12 protein-coding genes are annotated in these 19,522 nt (G+C 71.0%); 5 read left to right on the forward strand and 7 right to left on the reverse strand.

Translation table 11 applies throughout. The features are described from left to right. The first annotated feature begins 29 nt into the window (after window positions 1–29). Window positions 30–3,770, forward strand: a complete 3,741-nt coding sequence (locus tag AB0G50_RS20415; protein ID WP_360110727.1) for an ABC transporter ATP-binding protein — start codon at window positions 30–32, stop codon at window positions 3,768–3,770. Between the two features lie 81 nt (window positions 3,771–3,851). Here the strand turns inward: AB0G50_RS20415 and AB0G50_RS20420 are convergent, their stop codons facing one another. After that, the gene (locus AB0G50_RS20420) at window positions 3,852–4,334 is read right to left on the reverse strand and encodes an SRPBCC family protein (protein ID WP_360110730.1); all 483 of its coding nucleotides are present in this window, start codon (window positions 4,332–4,334) and stop codon (window positions 3,852–3,854) included. Further along, on the reverse strand, window positions 4,331–4,684 hold the full coding sequence (locus AB0G50_RS20425; protein WP_360110733.1) for a metalloregulator ArsR/SmtB family transcription factor: 354 nt from the start codon (window positions 4,682–4,684) through the stop codon (window positions 4,331–4,333). Before AB0G50_RS20425 ends, AB0G50_RS20420 begins: the two co-directional genes overlap by 4 nt. A 337-nt stretch (window positions 4,685–5,021) precedes the next feature. Between AB0G50_RS20425 and AB0G50_RS20430 the strand changes: the two genes are divergently transcribed. The 4 genes from AB0G50_RS20430 (at window position 5,022) to AB0G50_RS20445 (ending at window position 12,681) form a co-directional block, all read left to right on the forward strand. Continuing rightward, the gene (locus AB0G50_RS20430; protein WP_360110736.1) at window positions 5,022–8,726 is read left to right on the forward strand and encodes a multifunctional oxoglutarate decarboxylase/oxoglutarate dehydrogenase thiamine pyrophosphate-binding subunit/dihydrolipoyllysine-residue succinyltransferase subunit; all 3,705 of its coding nucleotides are present in this window, start codon (window positions 5,022–5,024) and stop codon (window positions 8,724–8,726) included. 2 nt (window positions 8,727–8,728) lie between these two features. Continuing rightward, window positions 8,729–8,911, forward strand: coding sequence for a DUF6104 family protein (locus tag AB0G50_RS20435; RefSeq protein ID WP_360110739.1), 183 nt, complete (start codon window positions 8,729–8,731; stop codon window positions 8,909–8,911). A gap of 92 nt (window positions 8,912–9,003) precedes the next feature. Continuing rightward, on the forward strand, window positions 9,004–11,460 hold the full coding sequence (locus AB0G50_RS20440) for an NACHT domain-containing protein (protein ID WP_360110742.1): 2,457 nt from the start codon (window positions 9,004–9,006) through the stop codon (window positions 11,458–11,460). A gap of 405 nt (window positions 11,461–11,865) precedes the next feature. Beyond that, complete coding sequence (locus AB0G50_RS20445) at window positions 11,866–12,681, forward strand: helix-turn-helix transcriptional regulator (RefSeq protein ID WP_360110745.1); 816 nt, start codon at window positions 11,866–11,868, stop codon at window positions 12,679–12,681. Here the strand turns inward: AB0G50_RS20445 and hutI are convergent. From hutI to hutH, 5 genes are read right to left on the reverse strand one after another with little or no spacing between them, the layout of a single operon-like run. Further along, window positions 12,678–13,826 (reverse strand): imidazolonepropionase, encoded by a 1,149-nt coding sequence (hutI, locus tag AB0G50_RS20450; RefSeq protein WP_360110748.1) that lies wholly within the window; start codon window positions 13,824–13,826, stop codon window positions 12,678–12,680. The two genes, AB0G50_RS20445 and hutI, sit on opposite strands and share 4 nt — an antisense overlap. Further along, on the reverse strand, window positions 13,823–15,103 hold the full coding sequence (locus tag AB0G50_RS20455; RefSeq protein WP_360110751.1) for a formimidoylglutamate deiminase: 1,281 nt from the start codon (window positions 15,101–15,103) through the stop codon (window positions 13,823–13,825). The genes hutI and AB0G50_RS20455 overlap by 4 nt, the downstream gene beginning before the upstream one ends. Next, the gene (locus AB0G50_RS20460) at window positions 15,100–16,275 is read right to left on the reverse strand and encodes an allantoate amidohydrolase (RefSeq protein WP_360110754.1); all 1,176 of its coding nucleotides are present in this window, start codon (window positions 16,273–16,275) and stop codon (window positions 15,100–15,102) included. The genes AB0G50_RS20455 and AB0G50_RS20460 overlap by 4 nt, the downstream gene beginning before the upstream one ends. Then, window positions 16,268–17,914, reverse strand: coding sequence for a urocanate hydratase (gene hutU / locus AB0G50_RS20465; protein WP_360110757.1), 1,647 nt, complete (start codon window positions 17,912–17,914; stop codon window positions 16,268–16,270). Before hutU ends, AB0G50_RS20460 begins: the two co-directional genes overlap by 8 nt. Further along, complete coding sequence (gene hutH / locus AB0G50_RS20470) at window positions 17,914–19,419, reverse strand: histidine ammonia-lyase (RefSeq protein WP_360110760.1); 1,506 nt, start codon at window positions 19,417–19,419, stop codon at window positions 17,914–17,916. Before hutH ends, hutU begins: the two co-directional genes overlap by 1 nt. Window positions 19,420–19,522: the final 103 nt, after the last annotated feature.

A 19,522-nucleotide genomic window follows, 5' to 3' on the forward strand; every position in this document is an offset into this window, starting at 1 on the left:
CTGTCGGGGGTCCGACCTACTGTGGACCTGTGACCACTTCGGACGGCTGGATTCGCAGACTTGCCACGGCGTGCTGGAAGCATCGGCCGCTGGTGGTCTGGTCTGTGTTGGCCGCTGTTGTGGGTACGGGGTTGCAGGCGGTCGGGCCCCTTTTGATCAAGTTCGCCGTTGATGACGCCGTGGCCGGGCGGACTGATCGACTGGGCCTGTTGGCGACTGTTCTCGTCGTTTTGGAAGTTTTGACCTTTGGCACCGCGTTTGTCCGGCGGTATCTGGGGGGCCGGCTCGCTGTTGATGTGCAGCACGATCTGAGGCAGGCCGTCTTCGGCGCGGTCCAGCGCTTGGACGGGGCCAAGCAGGACGTCCTGAGGACCGGCCAGGTCGTGTCGCGGTCGATCACCGACCTGCAACTGGTGCAGAGCCTCCTGTCGATGACGCCCCTCGCGTTCGGCACTGTGGTTTTCGCGGTGGCCGCACTGGGGGCCATGTTCTGGTTGTCGCCGCTGCTGACGGTGATCGCGCTGGTGGTCGTGCCGGCGGTCGCGTTCGTGGCCGCGCGCAGCCGGTTGACGCTGTTCCCGGCGACCTGGTCGGCGCAGCAGCGGGCGGCGGACGTGGCGCAGCAGGTCGAGGAGACCGTCACCGGCGTGCGGGTGGTGAAGGGGTTCGGGCAGGAGGCGCGGGAGATCGCGCGGTTGGAGGACCGGGCCCGGACGCTGTTCGCCGAGCGGATGCGGGCGGCCCGGTTGACCGCGCGGCCCTCGGCGACGTTGACCGCGCTGCCGTACGTGGGTCAGGTCGGGGTGCTGGCGCTGGGCGGGTACCTCGCGCTGCACGGGCAGGTCACGCTCGGCACGTTCCTGGCGTTCGCGACGTACGTGGCGAACCTGGTCGGGCCGACCCGGTTGTTCTCCGGGTTGATGGTCACCGCGCAGCTGGCCCGCGCCGGGGTCGAGCGGGTCTACGAGTTGATCGACTCGCAGCCGGACGTGGAGGACGGTGCGCGGGACGTGCCCGCCGGCCCGGTGGCGGTCGAGTTGGTTGGTGTCACGTTCGGGTACACCCGGGCCGAGCCCGTGCTGACGGACGTGTCCCTGCGGATCGCGCCGGGCGAGACGGTCGCGATCGTGGGCACGGCGGGGTCGGGCAAGTCGACGGTGTCGTTGCTGCTGCCCCGGTTCTACGACGTGCACTCGGGTTCCGTGTCGGTGGGCGGCGTCGACGTGCGGGAGCTGCGGCTGGGGTCGCTGCGGTCGACGGTGGGCGTGGTGTTCGAGGAGGCGTTCCTGTTCTCCGACACCGTGCGGGCCAACATCGCCTACGGGGTGCCGGACGCGACCGACGAGCAGGTGGAGGCGGCGGCGCGGGCGGCCGAGGCGCACGGGTTCGTCAGCGCGTTGCCGGACGGGTACGACACGCTGGTCGGCGAGCGGGGGTTGACGTTGTCGGGCGGGCAGCGGCAGCGGGTGGCGCTGGCGCGGGCGTTGTTGACCGATCCGCGGGTGCTGGTGCTGGACGACGCGACGTCGGCGGTGGACGCGGCGACCGAGGCGGCGATCCACCGGACGTTGGCGGCCGTGACGGCGACGCGGACGACGTTGCTCATCGCGCACCGGCGGTCGTCGTTGGCGTTGGCCGACCGGATCGCGGTGTTCGACGCGGGGCGGGTGGTCGACGTCGGCACCGACGCCGAGTTGCGCGGGCGGTGCGCGTTGTACCGGGAGTTGTTGGCCGGGCCCGGTGAGGTGATCGAGTCCGCGGTGCGGGTCGTGGACGTGGAGCCCGGGCCGGACGGCGTCACCGCGGCGCTGTGGCCGGAGCCCGAGCCCGACGAGGACGAGTTGGCGGTGCGGGCCGGGAATCGGGTGGTGCGGGGGTCGTCGTCGGGCGGGAGTGGCGGTGGACGTGGGCGTGGGGGTGGCGGGACCACGTCGGCGCTGGTCGGGGGGACGCCGCCCACGCCGGAGTTGATGGCGCGGGTTCGGGCGTTGCCGCCGGCCGTCGAGCGGCCGGAGTTGGGCGGGGAGGATCCGCGGGCCGAGGATCCGGGGTTCCGGTTGTGGACTTTGGTGCGGCCCGTGCGGTGGGCCATGGTCGGGGTCGCCGGGTTGTTGCTGGTCGATTCGGCGTTGGCGATCGGGCTGCCGAACCTGGTTCGGCTCGGTGTCGATCGTGGGGTGGTGGGTGGGGCGGTCGGGTGGTTGTGGGTCGCCTCGCTGATCGGGTTGGCGCTGGTCGGGTTCGGGTGGGTGTCGTCGGCGGTGGGGACCGTGGTGACGTCCCGGGTGGGCGAGCGGTTGCTCTACCTGTTGCGGGTGCGCAGTTACGCGCACTTGCAGCGGTTGGGGTTGGACTACTACGAGCGGGAGATGGCGGGTCGGATCATGACCCGGATGACCACCGACGTGGACGCGTTGTCGAGTTTCCTCCAGACCGGGTTGACCACGTTCGTGATCAGCGTGCTGACGGTCGGGGGGATCGCGGTGGCGCTGGTGGTGACGGATCCGTCGTTGGCGCTGGTGGCGTTGGGGGTGCTGCCGGTGCTGGTCGTGGCGACGGTGGTGTTCCAGCGGTTGTCGTCGGTGGCGTACGCGGAGGCCCGGGAGCGGGTCAGTGCGGTCAACGCCGATTTGCAGGAGAACGTGTCCGGGTTGCGGGTGTCCCAGGCCTATACGCGGGAGGAGCGGTCGGCTCGGGACTTCGCGGCGCGGTCCGATGCCTATCGGCGGTCCCGGATTCGGGCTCAGCGGTACATCGCGACCTATTTTCCGTTTTTGACGTTGTTGTCCGGTGTCGCGCAGGCCGGGATTCTGGTCGTCGGGGCGTTTCGGGTGGCCGAGGGGTCGTTGTCGCCCGGGGTGTTGTTGGCGTTCGTGTTGTACTTGGGGTTGTTCTTCGCGCCGTTGTACCAGCTGTCGGGGGTGTTCGACGGGTACCAGCAGGCTCGGGTGGGGTTGCAGCGGATCGGGGATTTGTTGCGGACTCCCACCTCGGTGCCGGTTGCCGCGGATCCCGTGGTGGTGACCTCCTTGCGGGGGGAGGTGGAGTTGCGGGATGTGACGTTTGCCTATCAGGGCGGGGGGCGACCGGCGTTGGACGGGGTTTCGTTGGTCGTTCGGGCCGGGGAGACCGTGGCACTGGTCGGGGAGACCGGGGCCGGGAAGTCCACCTTGGTGAAGTTGGTTGCCCGGTTTTACGATGTGTCCTCCGGGCAGGTTTTGATCGATGGGGTGGATGTTCGGGAATATGATCTCGGGTCATTGCGGCGGTATTTGGGGGTGGTGCCGCAGGAGGCCCATTTGTTCGGTGGGGATGTCGCGTCCAACGTGGCGTACGGGCGGCCCGAGGCGTTGCCCGGGGAGGTCGAGGGTGCCGTTCGGGCGGTGGGGGCGTTGCCGGTGATTTCGGCGTTGCCCCGGGGGTTCCGGCAGCAGGTCGGGGAGCGGGGGCAGTCGTTGTCCGCCGGGCAGCGGCAGTTGGTGGCGTTGTCCCGGGCCGAGTTGGTGGACCCCGTGTTGTTGTTGCTGGATGAAGCCACCGCGGCGTTGGATCCTGGTACCGAGGCCGCGGTGTTGGCGGCCGGGGATGTCGTTTCGGGGGCCGGGCGGACCACTTTTGTGGTGGCGCATCGGTTGGCCACGGCGGCTCGGGCCGATCGGATCGTGGTGTTGGGCGAGGGGCGGATCGTGGAGCAGGGGACGCATTCCGAGTTGTTGGCCTCGGGTGGGGTTTATGCGTCGTTGTGGGGGTACGGGGTGGCTCGGGTTTAGGGAGTGAAGAGCGTAAAAGCGTCCTCGCCGGACGGGCTGACCGCCAGAGAGGTGTAAGGCTGGTCGGGCGCGACTTCGCTGCTACTTGGCCACCAGGTCGTCCAGGCGTTCGTAGCCCTCGATGACGCCGGTTTCCATTCCGCTTGCCAGGACGTAGTCGCGGACTTCCAGGGATTCGAAGATGGAGGTGCCGGTCAGCCTCGTCCGGTTGTCGCCCAGGTCTTCGAAGGTCAGGGTTTCCAGGGAGACGCCGTCCGGGTAGCCGTCGAAGGTGAAGGTTTGGACGATTCGTTCGTTCTTCCGCACCTCGTGGAACGAGCCGTAGAAGCCGTAGGTGCCGTTGTCGTCCCGGTGGGTGTAGCGGTAGGCGCCGCCCGTTTCGGCGTCCCAGCGGTCCACGTCCATCACCAGGCGGCGCGGTCCCAGCCACTGGGTGACGAGGGTTTGGTCCACGTGGGCGTGGAAGACGGCTTCCCTCGGGGCCGCGAACTCTCGGACGATGCGGATCAGCGGGAGGGCCGGGTCCGCGGTGATCGTCGTTTCGGGGTGGGTGGTGGCGGTCATGACGCCTCGCCTTCGGCTTCGGGGGTTTCCTGTTCGGTCATGGCTGCCAGGACGGCGTCGAGGCGCTGGTAGCGCTCCTCCGCCTGGCGTCGGTACCGCTCGATCCAGCTCGTCATCAGGTCGAACACCTCCGCTTCGAGGTGGACGGGCCTGCGTTGGGCCTCGCGCGTCCGCGTCACCAAGCCCGCGTCCTGCAACACCTTCAGGTGTTTCGACACGGCCTGCACGGTCACGGCGTACGGCTCGGCCAGTTCGTTCACCGTCGCGTCGCCTACCGCCAGCCGGGCGACCATGTCGCGCCGGATGGGGTCGGCCAGCGCCGAGAAGACCCTGGACAGCTGGTCGTCCACCGGAACCTTCTTTCTCAACCGGGTGGTTGAACATCAAGGTAGAAGGGTGTGCGGGTGTTGTCAACCTGGCGGTTGAATACGCCTGGCGGATGGTTCGGCCGGCCACGGTCGGACTACCGTCGGAGGGTGTCCCGATAGCCGGGCCTGATGAGACGGACAAGGCTTCTACCTCAAGCGATGCCCAAGTCGACTAACACGATCGATGTCCTGATCGATCCTGTGACCGAGACCTCGTTGCCCGGCCCGTCCCGCTTATGAAGTGCACCGGTCGGGGGACTAGCCTGACCATGAGTTCTGTCAACACCACAAGCGAGATGGATAGAGGCGAGCACCGGCCGTGTCCAGCAGCAGTCCTGCTTCACAGTTCGGCCCCAACGAGTGGCTGGTCGAGGAGATGTACGAGCAGTTCCTCGCGGACCCCTCGTCCGTAGACCCCGCCTGGCACGACTTCTTCGCCGACTACAAGTCGACGCAGCGGTCGGGCAACGGCGCGGGTGCGGCGACGGGGGCGGAGAACGGCTCGGGCTCCGGGGGCGACACGCCGGGCGCGACCACCGCCACCGCCACCGCCACGAAGCCGACCCCCAAGCCTGCGGTGAAGGCACCGGCGCCGGCCCAGCCGAAGCCGGCCTCGTCGTTGCCGCCCACCGGCAAGCCCGCGCCCGCGCAGGCCGCCAAGGCCGCGCCGGTCAAGGAGCAGGCCACCGAGGAGCAGAAGCAGCTCCGCGGCGCCGCCGCCGCGATCGCGAAGAACATGGAGCTGTCGCTCACCGTTCCGACCGCGACCAGCGTGCGCGCCGTGCCGGCCAAGCTGCTGGCCGACAACCGCATCGTGATCAACAACCACCTCAAGCGCACCCGCGGTGGGAAGGTCTCCTTCACCCACCTGATCGGGTACGCGGTGGTCCGGGCGCTCCAGGCGTACCCGAACATGAACCGGCACTTCGCCGACGTCGGCGGCAAGCCGTTCGTCGTCACGCCGGAGCACGTGAACTTCGGCCTGGCGATCGACCTGCCCGGCAAGGACGGCACCCGCACGCTGGTCGTGGCGTCGGTCAAGGGCTGCGAGAACATGACGTTCACGCAGTTCTGGCAGGCCTACGAGGACCTGATCCGCAAGGCCCGTTCGGGGTCGCTGACCTCGGACGACTTCTCCGGCACCACCATCTCGCTGACCAACCCGGGCACGATCGGCACGAACCACTCGGTTCCGCGCCTCACCGCGGGTCAGGGCGCGATCATCGGTGTGGGCGCGATGGAGTACCCCGCGCACTTCCAGGGCACCTCCGAGCAGGCCCTGACCGACATGGGCGTCAGCAAGATCATCACGCTGACCTCCACGTACGACCACCGGATCATCCAGGGCGCCGAGTCCGGCGAGTTCCTCAAGCGGATCCACCAGCTGCTGCTGGGCGAGGACGGCTTCTACGACGACGTGTTCACGTCGCTGCGGCTGCCGTACGAGCCGATCCGCTGGGTCGCCGACATCCCCGAGGGCGCGGTCGACAAGACCGCGCGCGTCATCGAGCTGATCGACGCGTTCCGCACCCGCGGCCACCTGATGGCCGACACGGACCCGCTGAACTACCGCCAGCGCAGCCACCAGGACCTGGACGTGCTCTCGCACGGCCTCACCCTGTGGGACCTGGACCGCGAATTCCCGGTCGGCGGCTTCGCCGGCAAGGAGCGGATGCGGCTGCGGGACATCCTGGGCGTGCTGCGCAACTCGTACTGCCGCACGGTCGGCGTCGAGTACATGCACATCCTGGAGCCCGAGGAGCGCCTCTGGATCCAGGAGCGCGTCGAGGTGCCGCACGAGAAGCCGCCGGCCACCGTGCAGAAGTACATCCTGTCGAAGCTCAACGCCGCCGAGGCGTTCGAGACCTTCCTCCAGACCAAGTACGTCGGCCAGAAGCGGTTCTCGCTCGAGGGCGGCGAGACGGTCATCCCGCTGCTCGACGCGGTGCTGGACAAGGCCGCCGAGCACGAGTTGGACGAGGTCGTCATCGGCATGCCGCACCGCGGCCGGCTGAACGTGCTGGCGAACATCGTCGGCAAGCCGATCTCGCAGATCTTCCGCGAGTTCGAGGGCAACCTCGACCCGGGCCAGGCGCACGGCTCCGGCGACGTGAAGTACCACCTCGGCGCCGAGGGCAAGTACTTCCGGATGTTCGGCGACGGCGAGACCAAGGTGTCGCTGACCGCCAACCCGTCGCACCTGGAGGCCGTGGACCCGGTGCTCGAGGGCATCGTCCGGGCCAAGCAGGACATCCTGGACAAGGGCGGCGAGGGCTTCTCGGTGCTGCCCGTCGCGATGCACGGCGACGCGGCGTTCGCCGGTCAGGGCGTGGTCGCCGAGACGCTGAACCTGGCCCTGGTGCGCGGTTACCGCACCGGCGGCACGGTGCACGTGGTGGTCAACAACCAGGTCGGCTTCACCACCGCGCCGGAGAACTCGCGGTCCTCGAAGTACTCGACCGACGTCGCGAAGATGATCGGCGCGCCGGTCTTCCACGTGAACGGCGACGACCCGGAGGCGTGCTACTGGGTCGCGAAGCTGGCGGTGGACTACCGGCAGGCGTTCAACAAGGACGTCGTGATCGACATGGTCTGCTACCGCCGCCGCGGCCACAACGAGGGCGACGACCCCTCGATGACGCAGCCGGCGATGTACGACGTGATCGACACCAAGCGCTCGGTGCGCAAGACCTACACCGAGTCGCTGATCGGTCGTGGCGACATCTCGGTCGAAGAGGCCGAGAAGGCGTTGCAGGACTTCTCCTCGCAGCTCGAGCACGTCTTCAACGAGGTGCGCGAGCTGGAGAAGCACCCGATCAAGACGTCGCCGTCGATCGAGCAGGAGCAGCAGGTCCCGGCCAAGCTGCCCACCGGCGTCGACCGCTCGGTGATCGAGCGCATCGCCGACGCGCACGTGAACCTGCCCGACGGCTTCACCCCGCACCCGCGCGTCAAGCCGGTGCTGGAGCGCCGGGCGAAGATGGCGCGCGAGGGTGGCATCGACTGGGCGTTCGCCGAACTGCTGGCGTTCGGGTCGCTGGTGCTGGAGGGTCGCACGATCCGCCTGGCGGGCCAGGACTCGCGGCGCGGCACGTTCGTGCAGCGGCACGCCACGCTGGTGGACCGCAAGAAGGGCGAGGAGTACACGCCGCTCCAGAACCTGTCCGACGAGCAGGGCAAGTTCATGGTCTACGACTCGGTGCTCTCCGAGTTCGCGGCGCTGGGCTTCGAGTACGGCTACTCGGTGGCGAACCCGGACGCGCTGGTGCTGTGGGAGGCGCAGTTCGGCGACTTCGTCAACGGCGCCCAGCCGGTGATCGACGAATTCATCTCCTCCGGCGAGGCCAAGTGGGGTCAGGTCTCCGACGTCGTGCTGCTGCTGCCGCACGGCCACGAGGGCCAGGGTCCCGACCACACCTCGGGTCGCATCGAGCGGTTCCTCCAGCTGTGCGCGGAGGGCTCGATGACGATCGCGGTGCCGTCGACGCCCGCGAACTACTTCCACCTGCTGCGCCGGCACGCGCTGGACGGCGTCAACCGGCCGCTGGTGGTCTTCACCCCCAAGTCGATGCTGCGCTCGAAGGTCGCGACGAGCCCGGTCGAGCCGTTCATCGAGGACCGCTTCCAGTCGGTGATCGACGACCCCTCGGGCATCGACCCGGCCGGCGTGAAGCGCGTCCTGCTGTGCAGCGGCAAGATCTACTACGAGCTGGCCGCCGAGCAGGAGAAGCGCGCGGAGAAGGACACCGCCGTCGTGCGCGTCGAGCAGCTGTACCCGGTGCCGGCCCGCAAGCTGGGTCTGGCGCTGGAGCGCTACCCGAACGCGTCCGAGATCGTGTGGGTGCAGGAGGAGCCGGCGAACCAGGGCGCGTGGCCGTTCTACGGTCTGGCCCTGCCGGAGCTGCTGCCCTCGCGGTTCTCCCTGAAGCGCGCCTCGCGCCGTCCGATGGCCGCGCCGTCGGCCGGTTCCTCGAAGGTGCACGAGGTGGAGCAGCGCGAGGTCATCACGAAGGCGTTCGAGTAACCGTGTACTTCACCGACCGGGGCATCGAGGAGCTGGAGGCCCGCCGGGGCGAGGAGGAGATCACCCTCGCCTGGCTGGCCGACCGGTTGCGCGTGTTCGTGGACCGCAACCCGGAGTTCGAGACGGCCGTCGAGCGCCTGGCCACATTCCTGGCGCGGGACGACGAGGACGACCCGGAGGACTGACGGTCCCCGTTCGGCAGGAAGGGCACTCGCGGACACCGCGGGTGCCCTTTCCGCTTCCACCGGCGCTTTTCCCCGTCGGAAGGAATACCGCTGTGTGGTTCGACCGCTTCGACCGCCGGTACCGGGAGTGGCTGACGGCCGGGCTGCGCGCGGTGGACCTCAAGGGGTTGGCGACCAGCGGGTTCCACAACCCGCGCCTGGACGAGGTGTTCGTTGACCTGAGCCTCGTGCCGCGGCCGGTGCACGAGGTTCCGGGCGACGTGCTCGGCACCTCGCCCGCGCGGGCGGCGCGGCGGTGGGCCATCGGGGACCTGCTGGGTCGGTCGGAGCCCGCGGTGCTCGCCGTCGTGGGCGCGCCGGGCAGCGGCAAGACGACCTTGTTGCGGCACACCGCGCAGCGGCTCGCGCGCGGGCGGGGTGCGCGGCGGGTGCCGGTGCTGCTGTACCTGCGCGACCACGTGGCCGCGATCGTGGAGTCGCCCGACGTGGCGCTGTCGGCGTTGGCAGGCGAGGAGGTCGCGCGCAACGGGCCGCCGGGCGGTGTGCCGTGGTTCGAGCGCAGGTTGGCCGACGGCGCGTGCGTCGTGCTGCTGGACGGGTTGGACGAGGTCGCCGACCAGGAGCACCGGGTGCGGGTGTCGCGCTGGGTCGAGCGGCAGGTGCAGCGCTACTCCCGCAACGACTTCGTGCTCACGTCCCGGCCCGGCGGGTACGAGTCGGCGCCGTTGGCGGGCGCGACGGCGTTCCAGGTGCGGCACTTCACCGAGGAGCAGGTGTCGCGGTTCGTGCACGGCTGGTACCGGGTGGTCGAGCGGCACCGGGCGCAGGAGGGCGAGGACACCGCGGCGGCGGCCGCCCGTGCCGCGAACGCGCTGCTGGAGTTGTTGGCGCACAACCCTTCCCTGCACGACCTGACGGTGAACCCGTTGCTGCTGACCATGCTCGTCAACGTGCACCTGTTCCGGGGCGCGCTGCCGGCCGGGCGGGCCGACCTGTACCAGGAGATCTGCCAGGCGTTGCTGTGGCGGAGGCAGGAGGCCAAGCGGCTGCCGTCGGCGCTGACCGGCGACCGGAAGGTCGCGCTGGTGCGCAGGTTGGCCTACTGGATGATGGTGAAACGGGTCCGCGACGTGCCGCGGGAGGCCGCACTGTCGCGGTTCGAACCCGCGTTGCGCCGGATGACCGATGAGGTCGGCGCGGCCGACTTCCTGGCCGAGGTGGTGTCGTCGGGTTTGCTGGTGGAGCGGGAGAACGGGCAGTACGCGTTCGCGCACCAGACGTTCCAGGAGTACCTGGCTTCCGCGCACCTGCGGGAGAAGGGCTTGGGAGGTTCGCTGACGGCGTCGGTGGACGACCTCTGGTGGCGCGAGACGACGCTGCTGTACGTGGCGAGGTCCGACGGGGACGCGGTGGTGCGGGCGTGCCTGGCGTCGCAGTCGGTGCGGGCGCTGGATTTGGCGCTGCACTGCGCGGAGGAGAGCAACGAACTCGCGCCGGAGTTGAAGGCGGAGTTGGCGGGATTGGCGACGGCTGCGGTTGATCCGGCCGTGCCGGAGGACCGACGTCGGCATCTGGGCGCGGTGTTGGTGAGCCGGCACCTGTCTCAGGTCGTGCGCGCGCCAAGTGGTGGGCTGGTGTGCGTCAAGCCGATCACGCCGGAGCTGTACTCCCTGTACCGCAACCACAAGGGGCATGGTGAGCGGCGGTGGTACGGGATCTGGCAGGAGGACGCGCTGGGGTTCGCGGAGTGGGCGAGCGCGATCACGGGCATCGCGCACCGGTTGCCGAGCGAGGAGGAGGTCGGGATACCGGTGGTCGTCCGCGCACTGGAGAGGCGGATGGTGCACTTCTCAGGTGAGCAGTCCTACCGGTGGGATGAGATGACCGAACCCTCGCTCACGTCCAAGGACCTGATGACCGCCCACCTCCTGCTGGCGGAAGCCAAGAGGCTACGCGACATCATCGTCGTCCTACATCCTCAGAACGCAGTCCGGGATCGGCCCTACGTGGCCGACATCGAAGCCGTGAACCTGTTCTCGCGCATCAGGTCCCAGGCCGCCGTGGAGGTGTCCGACCGGGCGTGGCCGCTTGCCTCCGACTTCGTGGCCCGCCTGCCGGGTGATGCCGCGAGAGCACTGGTCGACGTGCTCGGCAAGGCGCTGGCCGACCTCACCGACCTGCGGACCGATCTGTTCGGCTGGTTGGGGCAGTTCGGCACCGAGACGCCGCTGCCGGACTTCCCGAACCTGTGGTCACCCGAGCGGGCAGCCGCGACGGTGGCGGCTCTGCCGACCTACCGGAAGTCGTGGGCCGGCGTCTGCGTGCGGTGGTTACAGGCCACCGCGGTTCCCTTGCTGCGCGGGGAGACCGAGCCGACCGCGGCGGTCGCGGCCGAGGTGAGGCTCGCTCTGCACTGTCTACGTCGTGAGGTCGACCCGAAAACCTCGGAGCGGTTGGTGGCCGTGGCACGCGTGGTGCGGTTCGTGGAAGGGCGGGCGAGTGGGCGGTTACCCATGAACGAGGCGATCGTGCTCGCCCGCGACGAGTAGGGCTCACGTTCGGGAGTGGAGGTGGCCGCACGCGCGGCAGACGCGTTCGTGGCGGACGATCGGCGGGCCGCCGCAGGTCCACAACAGCACCTCGCGTTCGATCACGTCCGGTGCGCGGCAACACTCGTGGCGGCGTAGGGCGGTTCCCAGGGCCAGGACGCAGCCGGCCAGGACTGCTTCGCGGCTCGCGCCGAAGCACTGCGCGGCGGCGACCCAGGCGCCGACGAGTGGTGCTACCCGGATCGACCAGTGTTCCGTCTTCACGGTGAATCCCCTCGGTTGGTTGTGCCGCCGAGTGTCACCCCCGATCGGGTCGCAATGCGCGATCGGCGGACAAGTACGCTCAATGAAGATCAGTCGTGTGACATCATGGCGACATCCGCGAGCACTCACGGAAGGGCAGCCATGCCGGGCCCACTGCCGCACGTGATTCCACTCCTTGACGAATTGCGCGAATTGCGACTCCGGTGTGGGAACCCGAGCGAACAGGCGCTGGCGCACAAGATCGGGTACAGCCGGCAGTCGGTGTCCGCGGTGCTCAACGGGCACCGTTTGCCCAGGTGGCAGTTCGTGGAGAAGTACGCCCGCGAATGCGGCGCGGACGAGCAGAAGATCACCCGGTTGCACGACCTGTGGTTGGACATCTCGCTCGGCACCCGGGAACCGGACATCGGCGAGCAGGAGGGCGACCTGTTCGGCGGGCGCCACTCGCTCGACGTCACCTGGTACCGGGACAACGAGGAGTTCTACGGCGCGGGCGCCCGCCGAATTGCGGAAACCCGGTCGGAAATCCGGGTCACCTACATCCGGCAGCACCCGCCGACCCAGTACACGAGCGAGGCCGCCGCGCGGTACTTCGCCACGATGCTGGAGTGGGCGAGCAAACCGGGCGCGCGGTCGGTGCGGCGGATCATCGGCGTGCGGTCCACCGACGGGCAGCCCGAGCGGCTCATGGCGGACTGGTTGCGGCAGCACTTCGCGGCGACCCGGGACGTGCTGAACTACGAGGCGCGGGTGATGGCGTGGTCGCCGCGCGCCGACGGGTTGAACATGGCGCTGCTGGACGACTCGACCACGTTCCTCGCGTTCTCCGGGCGGGCCAGGCAGGGGTTGAGCGGGCTCAGCGTGGAGAGCCCGGTGTTCCTGCGCTACTTCAGCGAGCACTTCGAGCAGCTGTGGGCACCGCTGACCCCGCTCGACGACTACCTGGCCGACCTCTAGACGACCCGCTCCCCCTTGCGCCACACCGCGTGCGTGAGCGGCACGCCGGGGCGGTAGGCGAGGTGGGTGACCGACGGCGCGTCCAGCACGTGCAGGTCCGCGCGGGCGCCGACCGCGAGGTGGCCCACGTCCTCCCGGCGCAACGCCACCGCGCCCGCCTTCGTGGCCGCGTACACCGCCTCCTGCACCGTCAACCCCATCTGGAGCACGGCCGTCGCGACGCAGAACGCCATCGACGTGGTGTAGGAGCTGCCCGGGTTGCAGTTGCTCGCCAGCGCGACCGTCGCGCCCGCGTCCAGCAGCGTGCGGGCGGGCGGCAGGGACTGCCGGGTGGACAGGTCGCACGCGGGCAGCAGCGTCGCGACCGTGGTCGACCCCGCCAGCGCGTCCACGTCCGCGGCCGACAGGTAGGTGCAGTGGTCCACGCTGGCCGCGCTCAGCTCGACCGCCAGCGCCACCCCCGGTCCCTCGCCGAGCTGGTTGCCGTGCACCCGCAGGCCGAGACCCCGGTCCGCGCACGCCTCCAGCACCGCGCGGGACTGGTCCGCGTCGAACGCGCCCTTCTCGCAGAACACGTCGGCCCACCGCACGTGCGGCGCCACGGCGGCCAGCATGTCGCCGACCACCAGCGCGACGTACTCGTCGGCGTCCGCGCCCGGCGGCACCAGGTGCGCGCCCAGGAACGTCACCTCGTCCACGTGCTCGGCCGCGATCCGGGCCGACCGCACCTCGTCGGCGGTGGTGAGCCCGTAGCCCGTCTTGGTCTCCAGGGTGGTGGTGCCCTGGGCGACGGCCTCGCGGACGAGCCGGCGCACGGTCGCGGCCAACTCCTCGTCCGACGCGCTGCGGGTGGCGTGCACCGTGGTCGCGATTCCCCCTGCGGCATAAGGCTTTCCGGCCATCCGGGCCTCGAACTCGGCGGTCCGGTCGCCCGCGAACACCAGGTGCGTGTGGCTGTCCACCCACCCCGGCAGCACCGCCCGACCGCCGACGTCGACCCGGTGGTCGGCGTCGGGCGCGGCCGCGGCGGCGCCGACCCACGCGATCCGGTCGCCGACGAGGACCAGCGCAGCGTCGGACGGTCGGCCCAGCTCCTCGTCGTTGGTGGTCAGCTCGCCGATGCCGGTCACCAGGGTGCTCGTCACGTCGTCAACTCCCGCACGGATTCCCGCAACAGCACCGCCACGTCACCCAACCCCTCGTGCACGCCGTCGCGCGCGACCACCCGTCCACCGGACACCACCACCGCCACGTCGGAGGCGTGCGCGGCGAGCACCACCTGCGCCGGGTCGACCCCGGCGGTGCGGACCGAGTCCAGCCGCACCGCGACCAGGTCGGCCGGCGCGCCGACCGCGATCCTCCCGGCGTCCCAACCGATCGAGGCGTGGTTGGTCAGCGCGTCGATCAACTCCGCCGGCGTGAACCGGCCGCGGTTGCCGGTGCGCAACCGTTCGCCGTGCTCCAGCGCCCGCGCCTCGAGCAGCGGGTCCACCACGGCGTGCTGGTCGCTGCCCAGCGACAGCGGGCTGCCCGCGTCCACGAGTTCGCGGGCCGGGCCGATGCCGTCCGCGAGGTCGGCCTCCGTGGTGGGGCAGAAGCACGCGCCGGTGCCGGAACCGCCGAGCAGCCCGATGTCCTCTGTGGACAGATGGGTGGCGTGCACGGCCGTGGTGCGCGGACCGAGCGCGCCCGCCTCCGCGAGCAGCGCGGTCGGGGTGAGCCCGTAGGCCTCCAGGCACGCCTCGTTCTCGGCGGGCTGCTCGGACAGGTGCACGTGCAGCGGCCGGTCCGGGAAGGCGGTCGCCACCAGCGACAACTCCTCCCGCGGCACCGCGCGCACGGAGTGGATCGCCGCGCCGACGCGGGTGTTCGCGTCCTGCGCGAGCCCCGACACCCGCTGCGCCCAGCGTTCCCCCGTGCCGTCGGAGAACCGCTCCTGCACGCCGCTCACCGGCTGCCCGATGCCGCCCGCGAGGTAGCACGCGTCCAGCAGGGTCAACCGGACACCGGCGTCGGCGGCGGCCTGGCGCAGCGCCTCGGCCATCTCGTTGCCGCCGTTGTGCAGGTAGTGGAACTCCCCCACCGCCGTCACGCCCGCGACCGCCATCTCTCCGTACGCCGCGCGCGCCAGCCGCAGGTAGCTCTCCGGCGTCAACCGCTCGGCCAGCGCGTACATCCGCTCGCGCCACGTCCAGAACGTGCCGCCGTCACCGTGCGTCCGGCCGCGCAGGGCCCGGTGGAACGCGTGCGAGTGCGCATTGGCGAACCCCGGCAGCACCACCCCGTACAACCGCTCGACGCCGAGGGGGATGGTGTCCACTGTGGACACCGAGGTGATGTCGCCGGACGCGGACACCCGCACCAGCACCCGGTCGGTCAACCCGGTCGGCAACCACGCGCGCTCGCACCAGTAGCTCTTCACCGGGCCAGGTGCTCCAGCGTCGAGGCCAGCGCCACCACGCCCGCCGCGCAGTCCTCCGGCGAGGAGTACTCCTCGGGCGCGTGGCTGACGCCGGTCGGGTTGCGCACGAACAGCATCGCGGTCGGCACGTGCGCGGCCAGGATGCCCGCGTCGTGGCCGGCACCGGTCGGCAGCGCGGGCACGCCGCCCAGCACCCCGGCCAACTCGTCGCGCAACGCGGGGTCGAAGTGCACCGTGTCGCCGTACGACTCCTCGGTCACCTCGACGGCGCACCCCTCGTCCGCCGCCGCGCTCCGGGCCGCCCCGGTGATCTCGGCGACCACCTCGCGGGTGCGCGCGTCGTCACCGGCCCGCGCGTCCAGCCACACGTCGACCGACGACGCGATCACGTTGGTACCGCCGGGATTGGGCACCAGCCGGCCCACGGTCGCCCGGGCGCCGGCGGTGGCCGCCCTGCGCGCCGCCACGACCAGTTGCGCGGCCGGGATCATCGGGTCGCGCCGGTCCTCGATCAGCGTCGCGCCGGCGTGATTGCCCTCGCCGCGGAACGAGAACCGCCACCGGCCGTGCGCCAGGATCGAACTCGCGACCCCGACCGGCACCTCCAGGCCGCGGCCCTGCTCGACGTGCAGCTCCACGAACCGCCCGATCCGTTGCAGCGCGACAGGATCACGGCCCATCAACGCCGGGTCGTAGCCCGCCGCCCGGGCCGCCTCGCCGAACGACACCCCGTCGGCGTCGGTCAGCCGGCACGCGGCCTCGGGCGTGATCGCGCCGGAGAGCAGCCGGGAACCGAGGCACGCCACGCCGAAGCGCCCGCCCTCCTCCTCGACGAACACCACGATCGCGAACGGCTTGGCGGGGCGGAAACCCTTGGCCTGCAACAGGTCCACCGCCTGCAACGCGGACACCACGCCCAGCGGCCCGTCGAACGCGCCGCCGCCGGGCACCGAGTCCAGGTGGCTGCCGGTGATCACCGCGTCCGGACCGGGCGCGCCCCACCACGCCCACAGGTTACCGTTGCGGTCGCGCTCCACGTCGAGCCCGCGCCGACCGGCCTCCTCCTCGAACCAGGTCCGCAGCTCCAGCTCCACGGAGTCGAACCCGTGCCGCGAGTAGCCGCCGCGCCGGGTGTCCCGGCCGACCGACGCGAGGTCCGCCAGGTCAGTCATTCCCACCCGCCATGGGGATGTGCACGCCCTTGCGCGCGGCCACGTCCGAGGCGATCCCGTACCCCGCGTCCACGTGCCGGATCACGCCCATTCCCGGGTCGTTGGTCAGCACCCGCTCGATCTTCTGGGCGGCCAGCTCCGTGCCGTCGGCCACGGTCACCTGACCCGCGTGGATCGACCGGCCGATGCCGACGCCGCCGCCGTGGTGGATCGACACCCAGGTGGCCCCGGACGCGGTGTTGACCAGCGCGTTGAGCAGTGGCCAGTCCGCGATCGCGTCCGAGCCGTCGGCCATCGCCTCGGTCTCCCGGTACGGCGAGGCGACCGAGCCGCAGTCCAGGTGGTCGCGGCCGATCACGATCGGCGCGGACAGCTCGCCGGACGCCACCATCTCGTTGAACTTCAACCCGGCCAGGTGCCGCTCGCCGTAGCCCAGCCAGCAGATCCGCGCCGGCAGACCCTGGAACTCCACGCGCTCACCGGCCATCTTGATCCACCGGGCGAGCTTCTCGTTCTCCGGGAACAACTCCAGGATCGCGCGGTCGGTCGCCGCGATGTCCGCCGGGTCGCCGGACAGCGCCGCCCAGCGGAACGGGCCCTTGCCCTCGCAGAACAACGGCCGGATGTAGGCCGGCACGAAGCCCGGGAACTCGAACGCCCGGTCGTACCCGCCGAGCTTCGCCTCGCCGCGCAGCGAATTGCCGTAGTCGAACACCTCGGCGCCGCGGTCCTGGAACCCGACCATCGCCTCCACGTGCTCGGCCATCGACGCCCGCGCCCGGTCGGTGAACTCGTCGGGCTTCTTCGCCGCGTAGTCCGACCAGTCCTCTGTGGACACCCCGATCGGCAGGTACGCCAACGGGTCGTGCGCCGAGGTCTGGTCGGTCACGATGTCCACCGGCACCTCGCGGCGCAGCAGCTCGGGCAGCACCTCGGCCGCGTTGCCGATCACGCCGACGGACAGCGCCCGGCCCTCGGACTTGGCCGCCAGCACGCGGGCGATCGCGTCGTCCAGGTCGTCCGCGACCTCGTCCAGGTAGCGGGTTTCCACCCGGCGCTGTGCGCGGTGCGGGTCGACCTCGACGCACAGCGCCACGCCCTCGTTCATCGTCACGGCCAGCGGCTGCGCGCCGCCCATGCCGCCGAGGCCGGCGGTCACCGTCAGGGTGCCCTTCAACGTGCCGCCGAACCGCTTGTCCGCCACGGCCGCGAACGTCTCGTAGGTGCCCTGGAGGATGCCCTGGGTGCCGATGTAGATCCACGAGCCGGCCGTCATCTGGCCGTACATGGTCAGGCCCTCGGCCTCGAGCCTGCGGAACTCGGGCCAGTTCGCCCAGTCCGGCACCAGGTTCGAGTTCGCGATCAGCACGCGCGGCGCCCACTCGTGGGTCCGCATCACGCCGACCGGTCGGCCGGACTGCACCAGCAGCGTCTCGTCGTCGGCCAGCTGCGCCAGCTCGCGGCTGATCGCGTGGAACGACGGCCAGTCGCGGGCGGCCTTGCCCGTGCCGCCGTAGACCACGAGGTCCTCGGGCCGTTCGGCGACCTCGGGGTCGAGGTTGTTGTGGAACATGCGCAGCGCGGCCTCCGTCGGCCAGCTGCGCGCGGTCAACTCGGTGCCGCGGGCGGCTTCCACCATCACAGTGCTCCCGTTCGGATGAGGTCTTCGGCGGCGGCGATCTCGGGCGCGAGGTGGCGGTCCGGACCGGGTCCGGGCACGCTCTCGCGCAGTTTCGCGACGACGGCCGCGGTGGCGGGCGCGGGCTTGAGGGGCGCGCGCAGGTCCAGCGCCCGCGCGGCGGTGAGCAGTTCGACGGCCAGCACGGTGCGCAGGCCGTCGACGGACTTGCGCAGCTTGCGCGCGGCGGACCAGCCCATGGAGACGTGGTCCTCCTGCATCGCCGAGCTCGGGATCGAGTCGACCGACGCGGGCACCGCGAGCCGCTTGAGCTCGGACACGATCGCGGCCTGGGTGTACTGGGCGATCATGTGCCCGGAGTCCACGCCCGGGTCGTGCGCCAGGAACGGCGGCAGCCCGTGCGAGCGGTTGAGGTCGAGCATCCGGTCCGTGCGGCGCTCGGCGATCGACGCCACGTCCGCGACCGGGATGGCCAGGAAGTCCAGCACGTAGGCGATCGGCGCGCCGTGGAAGTTGCCGTTCGACTCGACCCGGCCGTCCGCCAGCACCACCGGGTTGTCGATCGCCGCGGCCAACTCGCGGTCCGCCACGGTCTCCGCGTAGGCCACGGTGTCCCGGGCCGCGCCGTGCACCTGCGGCGAGCAGCGCAGCGAGTACGCGTCCTGCACGCGGGTGCAGTCCGGACCGCGGTGGCTCGCCATGATCTCCGAGTCGCGCAGCAGCTCGACCATCCGCGCGGCCGAGCGGCCCTGGCCGGGGTGCGGGCGCAGCGCGTGCAGGTCGGCGGCGAACACCCGGTCGGTGCCCAGCAGCGCCTCCACGCTCATCGCGGCGGTGAGGTCCGCGACGTCGAGCAGGTAGCGCAGGTCGTGCAGCGCGAGCACCAGCATGCCGAGCATGCCGTCGGTGCCGTTGATCAGCGCCAGGCCTTCCTTCTCGGCCAGTCGCACGGGCTTGATCCCGGCGTCCGCAAGCGCTTGCGCGGCGGGCACGAGCGCGTCGGACCGATCGCGGACGAACCCCTCGCCGGTCAGCGCCAGCGCCGCCGCGGACAGCGGGGCCAGGTCGCCCGAGCAGCCGAGCGAGCCGTACTCGTGCACCACGGGCGTGATGCCGGCGTTGAGCATCGCGGACATCGCCTCGACGGTGTCCAGCCGCACGCCGGTGTGCCCGGACGCGAGGGTCTTCAGCCGCAGCAGCACCAGCGCGCGCACCACCTCGCGCTCGACCTCGGGCCCGGCGCCCGCCGCGTGCGAGCGGACCAGCGACTGCTGGAGCGCCGCGCGCCGGTCCGGCGGGATGTGCCGCACGGCCAGCGCGCCGAACCCGGTCGACACCCCGTACGTGGGCGTCTCCGCGTCGGCCAGCCGCTCGATGTGGGCGCGCGCGGTCGTGACCGCCTCCCGCGCCGCCTCCGTGACCTGCACGGTCACGTCCTCCCGGGCGACGGCCAGGACGTCCTCGCGGGTCAACGTCTCCGGACCCAACTGCACGACGGGTTGCATGCCGTCCATCACAACCCGGCGGCCCGTTCCGCACGACCGGAGACCGGCCGAAGGGGTCTGGGATACCAGACAGGCCGGCCGCGCCCCGAGGGGTGCGGCCGGC

The sequence above is a fragment of the Actinosynnema sp. NPDC020468 genome (assembly GCF_040642015.1).
In the GTDB taxonomy this organism is placed as follows: domain Bacteria; phylum Actinomycetota; class Actinomycetes; order Mycobacteriales; family Pseudonocardiaceae; genus Actinosynnema.

Excerpts from the sequence above, each read along its gene's own strand:
- AB0G50_RS20420 (WP_360110730.1), bottom strand. The coding sequence starts at position 4,334 with ATGACCGCCACCACCCACCCCGAAACGACGATCACCGCGGACCCGGCC.
- AB0G50_RS20445 (WP_360110745.1), top strand. The coding sequence starts at position 11,866 with ATGCCGGGCCCACTGCCGCACGTGATTCCACTCCTTGACGAATTGCGC.
- AB0G50_RS20460 (WP_360110754.1), bottom strand. The coding sequence starts at position 16,275 with ATGACTGACCTGGCGGACCTCGCGTCGGTCGGCCGGGACACCCGGCGC.
- hutU (WP_360110757.1), bottom strand. The coding sequence starts at position 17,914 with ATGGTGGAAGCCGCCCGCGGCACCGAGTTGACCGCGCGCAGCTGGCCG.
- hutH (WP_360110760.1), bottom strand. The coding sequence starts at position 19,419 with ATGCAACCCGTCGTGCAGTTGGGTCCGGAGACGTTGACCCGCGAGGAC.